Annotated in this window: 20 protein-coding genes; 7 read left to right on the top strand and 13 right to left on the bottom strand. The window is 72.8% G+C overall.

What is annotated here, in order from left to right; translation table 11 throughout:
- Nucleotides 1-40 precede the first annotated feature (40 nt).
- Complete coding sequence (locus IE251_RS14195; protein ID WP_189753366.1) at nucleotides 41-1,441, top strand: glycosyltransferase family 39 protein; 1,401 nt, start codon at nucleotides 41-43, stop codon at nucleotides 1,439-1,441.
- Between the two features lie 64 nt (nucleotides 1,442-1,505).
- On the opposite strand, the gene IE251_RS14190 is transcribed toward IE251_RS14195, so the two are convergent.
- The 3 genes from IE251_RS14190 to IE251_RS14180 form a co-directional block, all read right to left on the bottom strand.
- Entirely contained in the window at nucleotides 1,506-1,859 is a 354-nt protein-coding gene (locus tag IE251_RS14190) for a carcinine hydrolase/isopenicillin-N N-acyltransferase family protein (protein WP_189753365.1), read from the bottom strand.
- A gap of 60 nt (nucleotides 1,860-1,919) precedes the next feature.
- A complete protein-coding gene (locus IE251_RS14185) occupies nucleotides 1,920-2,072 on the bottom strand; it encodes a hypothetical protein (RefSeq protein ID WP_189753267.1) in 153 nt (50 codons plus the stop codon).
- A gap of 177 nt (nucleotides 2,073-2,249) precedes the next feature.
- Nucleotides 2,250-3,467, bottom strand: a complete 1,218-nt coding sequence (locus tag IE251_RS14180) for an MFS transporter (RefSeq protein WP_229896750.1) — start codon at nucleotides 3,465-3,467, stop codon at nucleotides 2,250-2,252.
- Between the two features lie 182 nt (nucleotides 3,468-3,649).
- On the opposite strand from IE251_RS14180, the gene IE251_RS14175 reads away from it, so the two are divergent.
- Entirely contained in the window at nucleotides 3,650-4,288 is a 639-nt protein-coding gene (locus IE251_RS14175; protein WP_189753265.1) for a TetR/AcrR family transcriptional regulator, read from the top strand.
- Nucleotides 4,289-4,357: 69 nt separating this feature from the next.
- Nucleotides 4,358-4,867, top strand: coding sequence for a class I SAM-dependent methyltransferase (locus IE251_RS14170; RefSeq protein ID WP_229896749.1), 510 nt, complete (start codon nucleotides 4,358-4,360; stop codon nucleotides 4,865-4,867).
- A 118-nt stretch (nucleotides 4,868-4,985) separates the two neighbouring features.
- Here IE251_RS14170 and IE251_RS14165 read toward each other — a convergent pair whose 3' ends face one another.
- The 7 genes from IE251_RS14165 to IE251_RS14135 all read right to left on the bottom strand — a co-directional run bounded on the left by IE251_RS14165 (nucleotide 4,986) and on the right by IE251_RS14135 (nucleotide 10,638).
- The gene (locus IE251_RS14165) at nucleotides 4,986-5,777 is read right to left on the bottom strand and encodes an ABC transporter permease (RefSeq protein WP_229896748.1); all 792 of its coding nucleotides are present in this window, start codon (nucleotides 5,775-5,777) and stop codon (nucleotides 4,986-4,988) included.
- A gap of 47 nt (nucleotides 5,778-5,824) precedes the next feature.
- Entirely contained in the window at nucleotides 5,825-6,835 is a 1,011-nt protein-coding gene (locus IE251_RS14160; RefSeq protein ID WP_189753263.1) for an ABC transporter ATP-binding protein, read from the bottom strand.
- Nucleotides 6,832-7,269, bottom strand: coding sequence for a lasso peptide biosynthesis B2 protein (locus tag IE251_RS14155; RefSeq protein WP_189753262.1), 438 nt, complete (start codon nucleotides 7,267-7,269; stop codon nucleotides 6,832-6,834). Before IE251_RS14155 ends, IE251_RS14160 begins: the two co-directional genes overlap by 4 nt.
- A gap of 110 nt (nucleotides 7,270-7,379) precedes the next feature.
- Entirely contained in the window at nucleotides 7,380-7,640 is a 261-nt protein-coding gene (locus IE251_RS14150) for a lasso peptide biosynthesis PqqD family chaperone (RefSeq protein ID WP_189753261.1), read from the bottom strand.
- Nucleotides 7,641-7,671: 31 nt separating this feature from the next.
- Nucleotides 7,672-9,504 carry an asparagine synthase-related protein gene (locus IE251_RS14145; RefSeq protein ID WP_229896747.1) on the bottom strand — a complete coding sequence of 611 codons (1,833 nt, stop codon included), beginning with the start codon at nucleotides 9,502-9,504 and terminating at the stop codon, nucleotides 7,672-7,674.
- 90 nt (nucleotides 9,505-9,594) lie between these two features.
- Entirely contained in the window at nucleotides 9,595-9,735 is a 141-nt protein-coding gene (locus tag IE251_RS14140) for a keywimysin-related RiPP (protein WP_189753260.1), read from the bottom strand.
- 318 nt (nucleotides 9,736-10,053) lie between these two features.
- Entirely contained in the window at nucleotides 10,054-10,638 is a 585-nt protein-coding gene (locus IE251_RS14135; protein ID WP_189753259.1) for a TetR/AcrR family transcriptional regulator, read from the bottom strand.
- A 138-nt stretch (nucleotides 10,639-10,776) separates the two neighbouring features.
- Between IE251_RS14135 and IE251_RS14130 the strand changes: the two genes are divergently transcribed.
- Nucleotides 10,777-11,625 carry a class I SAM-dependent methyltransferase gene (locus tag IE251_RS14130; protein ID WP_189753363.1) on the top strand — a complete coding sequence of 283 codons (849 nt, stop codon included), beginning with the start codon at nucleotides 10,777-10,779 and terminating at the stop codon, nucleotides 11,623-11,625.
- A 54-nt stretch (nucleotides 11,626-11,679) separates the two neighbouring features.
- Here IE251_RS14130 and IE251_RS14125 read toward each other — a convergent pair whose 3' ends face one another.
- Entirely contained in the window at nucleotides 11,680-12,123 is a 444-nt protein-coding gene (locus tag IE251_RS14125; RefSeq protein ID WP_200692470.1) for a DUF2267 domain-containing protein, read from the bottom strand.
- Nucleotides 12,124-12,369: 246 nt separating this feature from the next.
- Nucleotides 12,370-12,816 carry an SPW repeat protein gene (locus IE251_RS14120; protein ID WP_189753258.1) on the bottom strand — a complete coding sequence of 149 codons (447 nt, stop codon included), beginning with the start codon at nucleotides 12,814-12,816 and terminating at the stop codon, nucleotides 12,370-12,372.
- A gap of 220 nt (nucleotides 12,817-13,036) precedes the next feature.
- On the opposite strand from IE251_RS14120, the gene IE251_RS14115 reads away from it, so the two are divergent.
- From IE251_RS14115 to IE251_RS14105, 3 genes are all read left to right on the top strand, one after another.
- On the top strand, nucleotides 13,037-14,368 hold the full coding sequence (locus IE251_RS14115; RefSeq protein WP_229896746.1) for an erythromycin esterase family protein: 1,332 nt from the start codon (nucleotides 13,037-13,039) through the stop codon (nucleotides 14,366-14,368).
- A gap of 97 nt (nucleotides 14,369-14,465) precedes the next feature.
- Nucleotides 14,466-14,852 (top strand): DUF2267 domain-containing protein, encoded by a 387-nt coding sequence (locus tag IE251_RS14110; RefSeq protein WP_189753256.1) that lies wholly within the window; start codon nucleotides 14,466-14,468, stop codon nucleotides 14,850-14,852.
- Between the two features lie 141 nt (nucleotides 14,853-14,993).
- On the top strand, nucleotides 14,994-15,206 hold the full coding sequence (locus tag IE251_RS14105) for a hypothetical protein (RefSeq protein WP_189753255.1): 213 nt from the start codon (nucleotides 14,994-14,996) through the stop codon (nucleotides 15,204-15,206).
- Nucleotides 15,207-15,253: 47 nt separating this feature from the next.
- Here IE251_RS14105 and IE251_RS14100 read toward each other — a convergent pair whose 3' ends face one another.
- Nucleotides 15,254-16,489 (bottom strand): SGNH/GDSL hydrolase family protein, encoded by a 1,236-nt coding sequence (locus IE251_RS14100; protein WP_189753254.1) that lies wholly within the window; start codon nucleotides 16,487-16,489, stop codon nucleotides 15,254-15,256.
- Nucleotides 16,490-16,523: the final 34 nt, after the last annotated feature.

Genomic DNA, 16,523 nt, shown 5'->3' with positions numbered 1-16,523 from the left:
GACTCCCTCGTTACGCACGGCTGTCGTGTGGCTGCTGCCGATGCTGTGGACGTGCGCCTTCGGCCTGTGGGGGCTGTCGCGGCAGGACAGTGTGTGGCGGGACGAGGCCGCGACCTGGCAGGTGGCCCAGCGCTCGACGGCGGAGATATGGCCCCTGTTGGCGAACATCGACGTGGTCCATGGGCTCTATTACCTGCTGATGCACGTGCTGTTCACGTGTTTCGGCCCCGGCACCACGACCCTGCGGCTGCCATCGGTGCTGGCCACAGCGGTCGCGGCGGCTTGCGTGGCCGTCATCGGCCGCCGACTGGCGGGCAGGTGGGCGGGCCTGGCCGGCGGCATGGCGTTCGGGCTGCTGCCGGCCGTGCAGTTCCATCTCCAGGAGGGCCGGTCGTACGCACTGGTGGCGGCCGGCGCGGCGATCTCCACCCTGCTCCTCACCACCGTCCTCCAAAGACCCGCCCGGACACACCATTGGGCTGCCTACGGCACCACTGTCCTCCTCACCGGCCTGCTGAACTGGCTCTCGCTCATGATCCTCGCGGCGCATCTGGCCACCTTGCTCTGGACCCGGGCCGAGCGCGCGGTCCTTGCCCGCTGGGCGGTGGCGGCCGGGTGTGCCACAGCCGGAGTGCTGCCGCTGATCCTGTTCAGCCGGGGCCAGTCCGGGCAGGTGGCCTGGATCCCGCCACTGTCCTGGCACATGCTGATCGGCCCGGCGGTTCTCCTGGCGATCGGCGGCGCCGGCGCGCTGCCGGACCGGCCGCGGGCAGGCCGTCCATCGGCGGCGGCCGTAGGGCTGCCGCTGCTCGCGGTGCCCCAACTCGGCCTCGCCTCCCTGTCCTTGATCCAGCCGATCTTCCTGGACCGCTACATCCTCTACAGCATGCTGGGGCTGGCGCTCCTGATCGGTACGGCCGTCGGCGCGGCGATACGGGCCGCCAGGCCCCGCTTCCCGAGGGCGTCGAGGTGGATCCTCCCCGTCACGCTCGCCGTGGCCGTGCCGGCCCTGCTGCCGCAGTCACTGGCCAAGCGGTCCCCGGCGAGCAGAGTGGACGACGTCCTGGCGGTCGCCTCGGACATACGGCACCTGAAGCGGCCCGGGGACGCGGTTCTCTTCGTACCCGCAGACCGCAGGGACACCAAGTCCGTCACCCCGGACGCCTTCGCGGGCCTGCGGGACATAGCGCTGGCGGAGTCCCCGGAGAGGTCCGGCACTCTCAAAGGTGTCGAGACCGAACCGGAGCGCATACGCGCCGCGCTCCTCGCCGAACAGCGAGTCCTCCTGGTGACGGACGCGGCTCCGGCGGCCCGCCCGGTGGCAGCCGCCCGGGAGAGGACGAAGACCGCCGTCCTGCACCGGTACTTCGTTCCGGTGGCCGACAAGCAGACCCGCGGCCGCAGGGTGATCGTGTACGAACGCCGGTCAGCGCATCGCTGACAACTCGTGGGCCGGAGCCGCCCGTTCACGGAGGGCACGGAGGAACATCGTCACGTGCGGGCGGTCACGGCGGCGCTACGGTCACCGCGCCGGCGGGCGCCCCGTCAGCTGTCGTCGCTCCCCTCGTCCGGGAGCCCCAGGGTGACGGTGAGGGTACCCGGGGAGAAGGCGTCGAAGGAGTGCTTCCAGCTGCGGTCCGGTCCGGGTCGACGAGGGTGACGTTCTGCGGAATCGCAATGGGTATCGTGCGCAGTCTGCCCAGCGCCTCGTCGACAGTCCGGCAGGTCTCCAGCAGATGGCGCAGCACCAGGGGGAGGGCGAATCCCCGTCCGTGGACGTACCGCCCGCCGAAGGTGAGCGACACCGCGAGGCCCGCGTCGTTCATGCCGTCCAGCAGCCCCCACCCGGCCTCCCGCATGCCGATCACGGGGCGCAGGAGGTGGGAGGAGACGATGGTGCCTTCGCAGTGTTCGGGAGCCTAGTCGTAGTTCCTGAGCAGGGTGCCGTCGCGGCCGATCTGGGTGCGGCCGGAGAAGAACGGCCGCACCGCTGCCATGGTGAGAAGAGTTCCGGCCTCGGGTGAGGGCAGTTGGCCGGCGAGCCGGTCGAGTGCCGGGACGAGTTCGGGCATGTGCTCCTCGAAGAGCCGCCGGGCACGGGCCGCACCTCGGGAGTCCTCCCCTCCTCGGTCAGCCAGTCCGCCGCGCCCGCCATGGCCGGCCGGACCCGCTCGGCCCATCGCCCGTCGCCACCGTCACCGATCTCCAGGGCATGGAAAGTCTTGACGTACTGGGTCATGAGGCAGGACTCAACCCTGTTCCCCGTCCTTGTTTCCAGACCCGGTCATGTGCCTGCGGAAGAGGACGGCCGCGTCCAGCAGGCACAGCGCGGACACCAGGGCGGCGAAGACTTGCACGGCCGTCAGCAGACCGGTGGTCGTGGCCAGGAGGCCGACGCCGATGACGGGGACGCCCACGCCGAGGTAGACGACGACGTAGAAGCTGGAGAGTACGTCCGCGTGCCTGCCCTGGGGGGCGGCCCGGTTGATCTCGGTGACGGCGCCGAGAAAGGCCAGTCCCTGCCCGGCGCCGCCGACGACGGTGGCTGCCAGCAGCAGCGGCAGGGAGGAGAGACCACCGGCCGCGGCCAGCAGCACCAGGCCCGCGGCCAGCACGACCAGGCCGGTGAGCTGGATGCCGAGTGCCCGGCGCCCCGCCGCCGCGATCTGGGCGAGTACGGAGCAGGCGAGCATCAGTGTGACGGCGCCGCCGGCCAGGGCGAGGTTGTCGCTGCCGGAGAGTTTCGTGACGTAGGTCGGCACCAGGCTCAGGAAGAGGCCGGTCACGGAGAAGGCGAGGAAGCTCGCCGTGCCGCTGGAGAGGAACAGCCCGCGCATCGACGCCGGGACGGTGGGGCGGCGCGGGCGCCAGCGGGTGGTGGGACGGGTGACGGGAAGGGTGACCATGGTGATGGCCGCGGGGACCAGCAGCACGATCTCCAGGGCGTAGGGCAGGACGTAGGGCCAGGGGGCGTACTCGGCGAGCAGGCCCGCGATCAGGGGGCCCGCCCCCAGCCCGCCGACGGAGGCGACCGTGGACACCAGCGCGGCCCGGCCCCGGTCGCCACGGGGTTCCAGCTCGGTCAGTGCCGCGGTGAGCGCGCCGGAGGCGGCACCCACGGCGAGGCCCTGGAGCAGGCGGGCGGCGAAGAGCCGGCCGACGCCGTCGGCGAGCGCGAAGGCGAGCGAGCCGAGGGCGGCCAGTACCACGGCCGGCAGGAGTACGGCGCGGCGCCCCACGGAGTCGGACAGCGGGCCGGCGATCAGTAAGGAGGGGATCAGCGAGGCCACGTACACCGCGAAGATCAGCGTGACCACGAGCGGGGAGAAGCCGAACTCCCGCTCGTAGCCTCGGTACAGGGGCGTGGGCAGGTTGGTGCCGGTGAGCAGGCAGAAGAGCGTATAGGCGGTGGCCCAGAAGCGGGCCGGGCTCCGCGGGGCGGTCTTGGGTTCCGCAGGGGTTGTCATGCCTTGCGTGGTCATCTCGTGGTCCTCGGGTGCGTCGTCGTGGTGCGTCGGCCAGGCGTTCGTGACCGGCGGTCAGTCAAACAAATGACCGACGGTCAGTCAACGGAAGGGAACCGACCGGCGGTCAGATATATTGGGCAGCCCCTACAGGGCTCCACGACACCGCGTGAACGGAGGTGGGCATGCCGGCGACGACGCGGAGGAAGCGAGTCACCAAGAGCCCCGACGACCGCAGGGACGACATCCTGCGCGCAGGGCAACGCGTGTTCGGCACAACGGGCTTCGAACGCGCCACCATCTCCGAACTCGCGGACGCGGCCGAGATCGGCAAGGGCACCTTCTACCTGTACTTCGAGTCCAAGGACCACCTGCTCGGCGCGCTGTGGGAGCGCTATGTCGACGCCATCGTCTCCACCGCGCAGGAGATCCTGGACGAGAGCGACGACTGGTGGCCCACCATCGACCGGGTGATGAGCGCCCTCGTCCGGCACGCCATCGCGAACGCCGAGCTGCACCGGATCGTCTACGGCTCGGCCAACGCCAAGGCCCTGGAGCTGTGCCGGCAGGCCAACCAGCGGGTCATCGACCTGATGTGCGCGTTCGTCGAAGAGGGCACGGACGCCGGGGCGTTCCGGGCCGGCGACACCCGCGTGGCGTTCCGCATGGCCTACCACGCGTCCGACGGCCTGCTGGACGACCTCATCGGCCAGGAGGACGACAGGACCGGCCTCGACGAGCGCCGGGTGACCGCCATGGTGCTCGAACTGGTCCACCGCGCCCTGGGCGACCACACGTACACGCCGGCGCTGACCCACGGCTGAACCCGGCTGTCACAGCCGCTGGTCGACATCACCGCCACCCTGTGCTCGCCGCTCCCGGTGAGGCCTCTCTTGTCGGATGACGCCGGCCCGACGCCGTACTGGAACACCGACGTCGCCCGGCACTCGGGCATCCTCCGCGCGGTTCCCGATGGTCGCGGGGACGCGCTGGACGTCGGCTGCGGGGACGGTCCGCCGGCGCGGAAGCCGACCGGGCGGGCCGAGCGGGTCACGGGGATCGGCACATCGGCCCGGATGATCGCCCACGCGCGTGAGCTCTCCGCCGACGACCCGCGACTCACCTTCGTCGAGGGCGACTTCCTGGCCGCTGATCTGCCGGACGAGGGGTACGACTCCATCCGCTCGGTGACCGCGATTCCTCACATGGGCTTCGAGGCCGCCCTGGTCCGGATGCGCGAGTTGCTGCGGCCCGGCGGCACGCTGGTGGTGGTCGGTCCGGCCCGCGAGAAGGGCCCCGCGGAGTGGGCGGCGACGATCGCGGCCGCCCCGGTCGTACGGACCGCGAAGGTGCTGCGCCGGGCGCGCGAGCCGGAGGGCATGCCGGTCGCCGTCCCCGGATGAGCCACGGACAGGCGCGGGCCGCGGCACGACGGCTGTTGCCCGGTGTGCGTCGTCACCGGCATGTGCTCCGTCGGTACCCGCCGACTTGGCGGAAGCCCGGTCACGGAGAAACGTGGCGTCACGTCATGTCGTCGGTGCGGCCGAAGCGGTGGGCCGTGCAGAGAAGGGCGGTGATCGCGGTCAGCAGGAGGACGCCCGCCTCCAGGGCCGGCGGTGGCTGCCATGTGCCCCAGTGGACGCCGGCGGCCGTGGTGGGGCCCGCGGTGCGGCGCAGGAGGTCGGTGGCGTAGGCGAGCGGGTTGAGGGCGGCCGCGGTGGTCACCCAGGAGGGCAGGGTGGACAGGGGGACGAGTGCGCCCGATCCGAAGAGCAGGGGGGCGCTGGTCAGCGCCAGGAGCGTGCTGAAGGTCTCGGGCCGCCGCGTGTGTACGGCCGGTACGAGGGCGAGCGCGGTCACCGTGAAGGCGGCCAGGGCCAGTTCCGCGAGGAGGCCGGCGAGCGGCAGGGGCCGGTAGGGCAGTCCGCCGGCCGGTGCCAGGGCGAGCAGGACCGCGCCCTGGGCCGTGGCCGTGGCACAGCCGCCGAGGCAGATCCCGCACAGCAGGCTCGACCGGCGGGCGGGGGTGACGAGCAGCTCGCGGATGGTGCCGTTGTACCGGTCGGTGATCAGACGGATGCCCACGCTGATGGCCGGCGCCTGGATGGCCATGAGCAGGATGCCGGGATAGAGGAAGGCACGGTACTGGCCGCCGACGGCGCTGTCGGGGACGAGTGCGGACAGGCCGCCACCGAAGGCGAGCAGGAACAGCAGGGGCTGCAGGAGCATCAGCACGGTGTTCGTGGGGTTGGCGGCCAGCCGTAGCCAGTCGCGCGTGATGAGTGCGTGGACGGCGCGCAGTTCCTGACGCACGCCGTCCTCCCCGGTGTGGCTCACCCTGGACGGGACGCGTGCCGTCGTCATGGGGTGCCGCTCTCGGGCTCGAAGGGGCGGCCGGTGTGGTGGAAGAAGACGTCGTCCAGCGTCGGCACGGTGGCGGTGGCCCTATGGATGTGGATGCCGTGTGCGCCGAGGGTGGCGCACAGCCTGGGCAGCCACTCGGCGCTGTCGGTCACCGGCACGGTGACCTCCTCGCAGCCGTCGAAGGCGGTGCGGCCGTGATCGGTTCTGAGCAGCGCGGCGGCCCGCCGGTTGTCGCTGGTGCGCAGTCGTACGGTCTCCTGCCCGAGGGCGGATTTCAGGCCAGCGGGCGTGCCGTGGGCGACGATGCGGCCGTGGTCGATGATGGCGAGCCGGTCGCAGTACTCGGCCTCCTCCAGGTAGTGCGTGGTGACGAAGACGGTGATGCGCTCGTCCTCCCGCAGTCGGCGCAGGTGCTGCCACAGCCGGGCGCGGGCGGGCGGGTCGAGTCCGGCGGTCGGTTCGTCCAGGAAGAGCACGCGGGGCTCGTGCAGCAGGGCGCGGGCGATGTCGAGGCGGCGGCGCATGCCGCCGGAGAGGGTGCGCACCCGTGCGTGCCGGTGCTCGGCGAGCCGGGCGGCGCTCAGCACCTGGCCGGTGCGGGAGCGGGCGTCGGAGCGGGACAGACCGTGCAGGCGCGCGTGCAGTTGCAGGCTCTGGGCGCAGGTCAGGTCGGGCTCCAGGGCGCTGTGCTGGAAGAGGACGCCGACGCGGCGCCGCACCAGGTGGGACTCGGTGAGCACGTTCGCCCCGGCGACCCAGGCGTCTCCCGCGCTGGGCCTCTTCAGCGCGCACAGCATGGACACGGTGGTGGACTTTCCCGCGCCGTTGGGGCCGAGGAAGGCGAACATCTCGCCGGTCGCGACGGTCAGGTCCACGCCCCGTACGGCGTCCTGGCCGCCGGGGTAGGTCTTGGTCAGTCCCCGGGTGTGGACCGCGTACGGCAGGGCACGCCGGGTTCCCCGGCCGCCGGCGGCGGTGTCCGTGGTGGGGCTCGGCCGTCCGGTCATGAGCGGTTCCCGGTGAGCGGCAGGGGCGGGACGGTGATGACGGGCGTGTAGCCGCGTTCGTGTGCCGGTTCGCCCACGGGTTCGGAGCCGACGGCGACCCAGGCGTGGGCGCGGAAGGGTTCGGTGCGCACGCCGGTGCACCAGGTGGGCCAGGTTCCCCATGCCCGGCACAACAGGGCGGTGGCCAGGGAGCGTTGCAGGCAGCTGCGGTCGGCGGCGCAGCGCGGGCTGACGGTGATGACGGCCTGCCGGGCCGCGGCGGCCTGCTGCCGGGTGGCGGGGACGGCTCCGCGGCGCAGCAGGTGCAGCACGGCGCGGATGCGGCGCGGTCCGGCGCCGGCCAGCGGGCGGGCGGCGGCCACGGCCAGCAGGGCGAGCAGGCGGCGCGGCGGCGGGACGACGGACGGTTGTGGTGCTCCGATGAGGTCGGTCATGGTGAACGCTCCTGGTGCGGTGGCGAGAGTGTCTTTCTCGGGCGTCCTCCGGGCTCCCGGACCTCCTCCGGGCCTCCCGGTGTTCGGGCGGCGGGATGACGGCGGGCGGTTCAGTCACGCAGCAGTCCGGCCCGCCGCAGGGCTTCCACGAGGCGCGCGACGTCCTCGCCGGCCCGCCCGCCGGCCTGCGGATAGCGTTCCGTCAGGGCCGCCGCGGCGTCCTCGGCGGTGGCGCCCCGCAGCAGCAGGCGGAGGACGAGCGCGCCCGTGGGGTTCAACTGCCGGTATTTCCCGGTGCGTTCGTCCAGCAGGACCATGGCACCGCCGTCGGTGTCGACCGCGGTCACGTACGCGGCCAGCGAGAGGGACATCAACACGCTCCTTCCATCGCCGCCCCCCTGTTCACCGCGCTGTCGCGGCCGGCGGGTACGGCACCGGGGCCGGACCGTCGTCCAGCGAGCGGAGCCACACCTCGCAGCCCAACGTGTGAAGCAGCGGGTCGAGTTCGGCGGCGTCGGCGTTGTGGTGCAGGGTGCGGCGCAGCCGTTCGGCGTCGATCAGCCCGGCTTCGGCCAACCGCGAGTCCTCGGTCAGGGCCAGCAGCTCCCCGCGGTGGCGGCGCAGCCCGTGGTAGAAGTCGGCGTCGTACGGGCCCTTGTCCGGGCGGGCCAGGATGTGCGCGGGCACGATGCCGGACAGGGCGGCGCCCAGCAGCGGTTTGTACGTACCCGGCCGTACGGCTTCCAGCGGGCGGACCGACAGGGCGGCGGTGACGACCGCGTCGTCGGTGTAGGGCAGGGCCAGGTCCGGGCCGGTCAGCGTCTGGTTCAGTACGCGGATCGTGTTGCCGCCCTCACGGACCTGTTGCAGCGCGCAGTGCACGGACCGCTGGGGCGCGAGCGGTTCGGGGCTGCCGGCCGCCGCGGTGCGCAGCGCGTCCGTGATCATCGCCACCGCCTCGGGGGTGGCCCAGCCCGGTGCGCGGGGTTCGGGCTGCCAGCCGAGCATGCCCGTGAGGCCCGACGGCGGCGGGAGGGTCACGTGGTCGGCGGCGTCCAGCAGCCATCGCCGGTAGGAGGTCCGTCCGAGGACGCCGCGGGCCACCGAGAGGTGGCCGGCGCGCCATTGGTGGCGTTGCCGGCTCAGCAGCTGCCATGCCTGCCACGGCCGGGTGGCGGCCAGGTCCTGGAGGTGGCAGGGGAACGGTGTGAACATCTCGTCGCCGCCGCCACCGCTCAGATGGAGCCGGGAGCCGTGCTCCCCGGCCCGCCGCAGCAGGTCGGTCTGTTTGGCGAAGTCCCTCACCCAGGCACAGGGTTCCTCGCTGGGCAGCCGTAGTCCTCCGACGCCGGCGAACCAGTCGGGTGACTCCTCGCCGGTCAGCACCAGGTGGGTGGCCGACGGCAGTGCCTCGCGGGCGCGCGCGGCCCAGATGGCGTCGTCGTTGTCCGGGTCCCGTCCCTCCCAGTGCACGGTGACCAGCCGGTCCGTCTCCCGGGCGGCCAGGAAGCACAGGCTCGTCGAGTCCAGTCCTCCGGAGAGATCGGCGCTGACCGTGCCGCCACCGGCCGTACAGGTGCCGACCGCGTCCGTCAGTGCCGTACGCACCTCGGCTGCGGCCTCCGCCAGGGACAGGTGCGGTTCGGGGGGACGCCACCAGCGGGCCCCGGGCCCGCGGCGCCCGTCGCGCTCCCAGACCAACGCCTCGTGCGGGGGTACGGCGCGTACGTTCCGCCAGTAGGTGCGGTCGGCGAGGACCGTGGAGGCCACCGACGGGTGAAGAAGCCGCACGGCGAGCGCCCCGAGGTCGGGGTCCGCGCCCGACAGGGCGGCCAGCACATCGGCGCGGCCGGCCGCCACCGGTACGCCGTCGATGTGTGCGGTGAAGACGCGGCACACGGCCGACGCCGTACCGCGCGCCCACACCCGTCCGCCCACCGAGGCCAGCACATGGAAGCTGCCCGCCAGGCCCGTCACGGCCCGTTCCGCCTCCGCGGGACGGCGCACCCGCCCGATCCGCCGCCGTAGCGTCCCGGCCCGCGCGGTGCTCCGGCCCAGCACCACGATCCGGGTCTCCCCCGCCCGGGCCGACACCTCCTGCCGGGCGTCCCAACGGCCCACCAGCCAGGGCCGTCCCGAGGCGTGCGACACGCGGCGCACGCCTTCCCGGCCCAGCCGGTCCGCGACAGCGGCGGCGGCCGGGGAATCGGGCAGCATCACCCACCAGTCGTCCACGGCACTCCTTCTCCTCACGGGCGGGTCGGGCGGCCCCGCGCCCGGTGGGCGCCCGCGTCGCGCGCGCCCACCGGGTTCACAGCACCGGGCTCACTCGCCGTAGGGGTACAGCCAGTACGGCGGGAGACCGCCGTCGCGGCGGTACCCGAACGGCCAGCCGAGGGTGACCTCGGCGAAGTCGCCGGCCTCGCTCAGCGTCGGCGCCTCGTAGACCTCCTCGCGGTTCTCCATGTCTGTCACCTCCTTCCGTGCACCTCGAGCCGAAGGGGTGTGGATCGGCGCCCCGTCCGCCGGCATGCGGGCGCCGGTCCCGCAACGGTGATGACCGGACCGGCGTGGGATAACCGGCCGAACCGCGTAAACACACCGCACGAATGAAGGTGCAGCACAACCCTGACAACACCGCACCACTCACCACGGAACGTGCCTACGCCTCGCCCTTCGCGTGCCCGCGCACATCACCGGCCGCCCCGTACCACGCGCGCGGGCGGGTTCCCGCACAGGCCATGGCGCCCCGCGGGCCGGTCCGCAGCCGCCCCGCTCCGCCTCTCAGTCCCGCAGGAGCGCGGCCACCAGGCGCGTCATGGCGGGCCGCGGGTCGGGGGTGCCCGGCCAGCTCGTCATCAGCAGGTGGTGCGCGGTGCCGACCAGGGCGAGGGCCACGGTGTGCGGGTCGACGGCCTCCGCGAGCCGGCCGAGCTTCTGTTCGCCGGCCAGATAGCCGGTGACGGCCTCCTGGATCGCGGCGAAGCCGGGCGCCCCGCCTTCCAGCGCCTCGCGGATGCGCCGGGCCGCCGCGGGCCGGGTCAGGGCGAGGCCGGAGAGCGCGGGGCCGCCGGAGTCGAACAGCGCGAGGACGACGGCGTCGAGGTTCCGCGCCACCGTGCCCTGCCCGACGAGTCCCGACAGTGCCCGCGCCTTCGCCGCCGTCCGCGCGAACCGGTCGAGGCAGAGTTCGGCCACGAAATCGTCGAGGCCCGCGAAGTGCGCGTGCAGCAGCCCCTTGGCGCAGCCCGCCTCGGTGGTGACGGCCCGGCTGGTGAGCGCGCCGGGGCCGCCCTTGTCCACGACGCGCTCGGCAGCCGCGAACAGCCGCTCGCGCACGTCCGGCGTCGCCACTCCCCGCGGTGACATGGGCCGCTCTCCCGTTCCGGCTCAGACGACACAACTCACCGGATAGTACTGGGCATTGCCAGTTTGGGCACCTGCCCATACTGTTTGGGCGCACGCCCATTCTCGTCGTCGTCCCTGGAGGCACCCGTGCCGGAATCCGTGCCGGACATCGTCAACACCGGTCAGTCGCAGGCGTGGAACGGCCCCGAAGGCGCCCACTGGGCCCGCCACCAGGACCGCTGGAACGCCGTGAACGGAGGTTTCGACCAGCCGTTGCTCGACGCCGCGGGAATCACCGGGGGGCACCGGATCCTCGATGTCGGCTGCGGCTCCGGGCAGACCACGCGCCGCGCCGCGCGCCGGGCGCCCCGGGGGCGCGCTCTGGGCCTCGACCTGTCCGCCCCGATGCTGGCCGAGGCACGGACCCGCGCGGAGGACCAAGGCATCGGCAACGTCTCCTTCGTACAGGGCGACGCGCAGGTGTACCCCCTCGAGGAGGGCGCGTTCGACGCGGCGATCAGCCGCTACGGGGTGATGTTCTTCACCGACCCGACCGTGGCCTTCGGCAATGTCCGCCGGGCGCTGTGCCCCGGCGGCCGGCTGGCGTTCGTCTGCCCGGCCGACGCGGCGGACAACGGCTGGGTGACGGCGATCGCGAGCCTGCGCGGCCTGCTGCCGGTCGGCGACTTCGGGACGCCCGGGCTGCCGGGCATGTTCTCCCTGGCCGCTCCCGACCGCATCCGGGACATCCTCACCGCGGCCGGATTCACCGCCGTCACCGTCGACCGGGTCCAGGCCCACGGAGTGTGGGGACACGGCGCCGAGGACGCGGCGGAGTTCCTGTGGGGCACGGGCCCCGGCCGCCACCTGCTGGAACAGGCCGACGCGCGCACACGCGAGCGCGCCCGCCGCGCCCTGACGGACCAGTTGCGCGGCCACCTGGCGTCGGACGGAACGGTACGCCTGCTCAGTACGTCGTGGCTGGTCACGGCGGACCGCGCGCGCTGACCCGTGCCCGGGCATGCGCCCTGGTCCGGCGGCGGCCGAGCGGGCCGGCCCGGTTCAGGCCGGCTGCAGCAGCAGGGCGCAGATGTCGTTCGGGAGCTGCTCCAGTGCCGACTCCAGCGTGCCGGGTGAGACGTGGTCGCGTACGACGGTGGTGACGGCGGCGGCCATCTTCGGCACGTCCTCTGCGTCGACCTTGGCTTCCTGGACGAAGCGGTTCACGTAGCCGTCGATGTCGTACTTGATGGGCACGGAACTCGGCGTCCAGCCGTCGTAGTAGGCGCCGCGCAGCAGTTCGGGGAGTTGTGCGGCGAGGTGGGCCGACACCTCCACGGTGAGCCGGTCCCGGAGGGTGTGCAGCCATGTGCGCAGGACCCGGTGGGCGAGATGGCGGTCGTCCGTTCCCAGGGCTTCCGCGACCGCCTTGAGCCAGATGTTCGCGCTGTGGATGGCGTGCTCGAAGTCGGATGAGCGGGTGGTGGGCATCGTCTTGTCTTCCAATCCGTTCGCCTTGGCATGGAGGGGCGGGAAGCGTGGCTTCCGCCTCTCCCCGTGCGGGTTCCATGCCCCGGTGGACGAAACCGGCTGTCCACCCGCCGGATCGGGCGCCGTGCCGCCTGCTCGGGGACCGTGCCCACCGGGTCAGGAACCGTGCCCGCCCGCTCGGGGACCGCGCCGTCGGACAGGAGACCGCGCCGTCTGCTCGGGGAGCGTGCCGGACCCGCCGGGTGCGGCACGCTCCTCGGCTCAACGCTTGTCCGGGCGGGCGACGCCGATGGTGAGACCCATGGCGGCCAGTCCGAGCGCCATGGTGACGACGCCGATCAGGACGTTGTTCCAGATGACGCCGGCCCGCGCGCCGTGCGAGGCGGTGACCACCCAGGGCGAGATCAGGAGCCAGACGCCCAGGGGTACCAGCGCCCAGGCCAGACGGAACATCCGCTCGGGCACGAGGGCCAGGCCGAGACCGATCAGGCCGATGGTGATGCCGACGATCAGGTTGTTGGCGGTGATGTTCCGCAGGCCCGCGAAGTGGACGGCCCACGGTGAGATCGCGGCGTAGAGACCGGTCAGAAGGATCAGCCCTTCGAGGGCGATCGCCTTGCCGGTGGAGGCGGTGCGTTCGAGCCGCTCCCGCATCTCCGCCATCTCGGGATGTCCGGTCATGCCGGTGGAGTACTGCGGATACGACATGGGCGTCGTCCCCTCTCCAGCATTGAGGCTTATGTGCTTTTTATCCGAATTCCCCCACTCGGGTGAGCGAAGCAACACCCACCGGCCCCATGATGTGATTCACATCACATCACGCTGCGCGCAGCCACTCCCCGGTCTCCGTGGATACCGCCGTGACCTCGCGTTTCGGGGCGCGACGCGGCGGGGACCCGGTGGTGCACCCCGCGAAGGGAGGCGAGCCGTGCCCGACACCGAACAGGCCCGCATTCGGGAAGCGGCCCTGCCACTGACCGATCCGGGCTCCCTGGACCCCCTGCTGGACCGCATCGGCGACGCCCGCTACGTCCTGCTGGGCGAGGCGTCCCATGGCACCGCCGACTACTACCGGCTCCGTGACGTGCTGACCCGTCGGCTGATCGAGGAGAAGGGGTTCTCCTTCGTCGCCGTGGAGGGCGACTGGCCCGACTGCCACGCCGTGCACTGCTCGGTGGTCGCGGCCCCGGGCGCGCCCGAGGACCCCGGCGAGGTACTCGCGGGCTTCGACCGCTGGCCGACGTGGATGTGGGGCAACACCGAGGTCGCGGCCTTCACCCGGTGGCTGCGCCGGCACAACCAGGGGCTGCCTCCCGAGCGGCGCGTCGGTTTCTTCGGGCTGGACGTCTACAGCCTGTGGGAGTCGCTGCACGCCGTCCTCGCCCATCTCCGCGAGCACGACCCCGAGCGGGTGCGGCCCGCCCTGGACGCGTACCGCTGCCTCGAGCCGTACGCCGAGGACCCGCATTCGTATGCGCTGGCCACACGGTATGTCCCCCAAGGATGTGAGCGGGAGGTGATCTCCCTGCTCACGGAGGCACGGGACAGGGCCGCGCGGGCGGCCTCCCCGGACGGTTCGCTCACGGAGTTCGCCGCCCGCCAGAACGCCGAGGTGCTGGCCGGCGCCGAGCGCTACTACCGGGCCACCCTGGACAGCGGCCCGGACTCCTGGAACATCCGCGACCGGCACATGGCCGACACGCTGGACCGGCTGATGGAGCACTACGGCTCCGGCGCCAAGGCGGTGGTGTGGGAACACAACACCCATGTCGGGGACGCCCGCGCCACGGACATGGCCGACATCGGCGAGATCAACGTCGGTCAGCTGGTCCGCGAACGGCACATGGGCGCGGGCGTGGCACTGGTCGGCTTCGGCTCGTACACCGGCACGGTGGTCGCCGCCGACGCCTGGGGCGACGTGCCCCGGGTCATGGAGGTGCCGCCCGCGCGCACCGGCAGCCTGGAGGACCTGTTGCACACGGCGCTGCCCGGCGAGCGGGCCCTCTTCGTCTTCCCCCCTGTCCAGTTCCAGCGGCCGCCCGCCACCGGCCGGCGCGCGTGGTTCCACGAGGAGCGCGGCCATCGGGCCATCGGGGTGGTCTACCAGCCGGAGTACGAACGCATGGGCAACTACGTCCCCACCGTCCTGGCCGAGCGCTACGACGCCTTCTGCTATCTCGACCACACCCGGGCCGTCACCCCGTTGCGCCCGACGGCCGCGGCGCGCCCCGAGACGGAGACCTGGCCCGTCGGGGTGTGAGGCCGACGGGACCTCGAGACGGCGCTCACGCGTCGTGCCGGTTCTCGTACCGGCCGTTTCCCAGGCATGCCGAAGGAACCAGTCCGAGGAGGGCACCGTGAAGCTGGCGGAATTTCTGGCCGAGGTCCGCGATCGAGGGGAGTACCGCAGCCAGGAGGAGGCCGAGCACATCAGTACGTCGGTGCTGCGGGTGCTCGCCACGCGGATCACGCCGGAGGAGGCGGACGACCTGGCGGCACAGCTGCCCGCGCCACTGGACGACGTCCTGCACACCCACCCGCGGCAGCCGGAGGCGCTCGGGCGTGAGGAGTTCCTGCGGCGCGTGGCCGAGCAGACCGGCGCCCGGCCCCGGACCGCCGAGTGGGACGCCGGCGCCGTCCTGTCCACCGTCGCGGACGCGGTGCCGGGCGGAGAGGTCGACGACCTGCTGTCGCAGTTGCCGACCGGCTACGCGGAACTGTTCGGCAGGCCGGGCCTGACCTGACCACGCGCGGGGTCTCACCGGCTCCTGCCGGAGCCGGCGGAATTACCATGTTCACGGGCCCTGTTCCCCCTTCCGTGACAGACCCCGCGCGGGCATACCTCCGCACACCACGCGAAATCCCGCCGTCCACGGGTGGACGCCATGAAAATCGAACTCATTCAACGGGCCGCCGACGTGCTGTTCGACGTCCCGGACGACATGCACCAAGAGATCATCATGCTCATCACGGCCGTCTCCGAGGACCGGCGGGCCCAGGTCCCGGATCTTGCCGCGGTCTTCGGTGAATGGTGCTGGCTGGTGTACACCGTCCATGACGACGTGGTCGAGGTACTGGACGTCGGCTGCGCCGGGTGACCGCGGCCGGCTGGAGAAGTCCGGCGCGCGCGGGCCGGCGGGTGTGCTCAGGAGGCCGACGCGCGTGCGAGGACGTCCGTGACGAGGGGGCCTCGGCCGGTCCGGGTGCCGGGGGTGAGGGGGAGGCCGCTCTCGGGGGTGAAGCGGAGGTCGGTCCCGGCGCCGGTGGGGGTGAAATCGTAGGTCCAGGTACGCCACTCGTCGGTCGCGGTGACGATGGCCCTGGGGTGCCTGTCGGCCTGGACGCCGAACATCCTTGCCGCGTTCGTGGGGCCGCCGTGGTCCGGGTCGGCGCCGAGGGTGCCGGCGCGGGCGCGGAAGGTGACGCGGACCGGGCGGCCGGGGGTGGTGGCGAGGCGGGTGCCGATGCCGAGGAACCCGGGAGCGGCGCACAGGCCCACGGCGTGCGAGCCGTTGTCCAGGCCCGCGAGACGCCCGTGGCAGGCGTACACGCCGTGGTTCGTCCAGCCCGGGAAGTAGGCGGGAGCGTTGCCCCGGGCGCGCGGTTCCGCCTCGGAGAGCGAGGGGGTCCGAAGGTGCGGGTTGGGGTTGAGGATGGGACCGCCTCCGGGGGCGGGCAGCCGTGCGTGGAGCGCGTCCCGCCAGACGGCCGCCATCTTGGCGTACCCCTGGTCGCACGGGTGGACGAGGTCGGACAGATCGTCGCCGCCGTGCGGGGAGGCGTGCAACGCGGGGGCCATGTCGACGAAGAAGACCCGGCCGCGGCGCCCGGGCTCCTCGGCGATCTCGCGCACCCGCCGGTTGTAGTCGTCGATGTGTGCCTGCCACTCGGGCAGCCGGGACGGAATGATCGAGGCGAGCAGGATGCCGGCGGTCGGGGCCAGGCGCAGCAGGGTGTCCACGAAGGTGCGCAGGAGGCCGGGGGCGGCCGTGTGGTCGGGGCCGTACATGTTGTTCGTGCCGACGTGCACGAGCAGCCAGTCCGGCCGGGCGGCCGGAACCCACCGCGGCAGCAAGGAGGTCAGCGCCTCGATGGTGATGCCGCAGACGGCGGCGTAGCCGGGGTCTCCCTGCGGCTGGAAGGCGTTGACACAGGGGCCGACGAAGCAGGCGTCGTGGCCCAGGCGGTGCAGGTGGCCGAGGAGTTCGTCGCGGTATCCGGCGGCCCCGGTGCTGTTCGGACCGGCGGTGATCGAGTCCCCCAGCGGCATGATCCGCACCGGGCGGGGCGGGGCGTCCGCGACTCCCCCGCCGAGCGTCCCGTCCTTCACCGCGCCGGTGTGCCGTGCGGTGATCTGCCGGTGTACGGGACGGGATCGCATGACCTCTCCCAACGTGAGCCTGAACCATACGGTC

The sequence above is a fragment of the Streptomyces eurythermus genome (genome assembly GCF_014649115.1).
Lineage (GTDB): Bacteria > Actinomycetota > Actinomycetes > Streptomycetales > Streptomycetaceae > Streptomyces > Streptomyces eurythermus.
The sequence above is the reverse complement of the archived record's forward strand: the minus strand, read 5'-3'. Positions and strand labels throughout refer to the sequence as shown.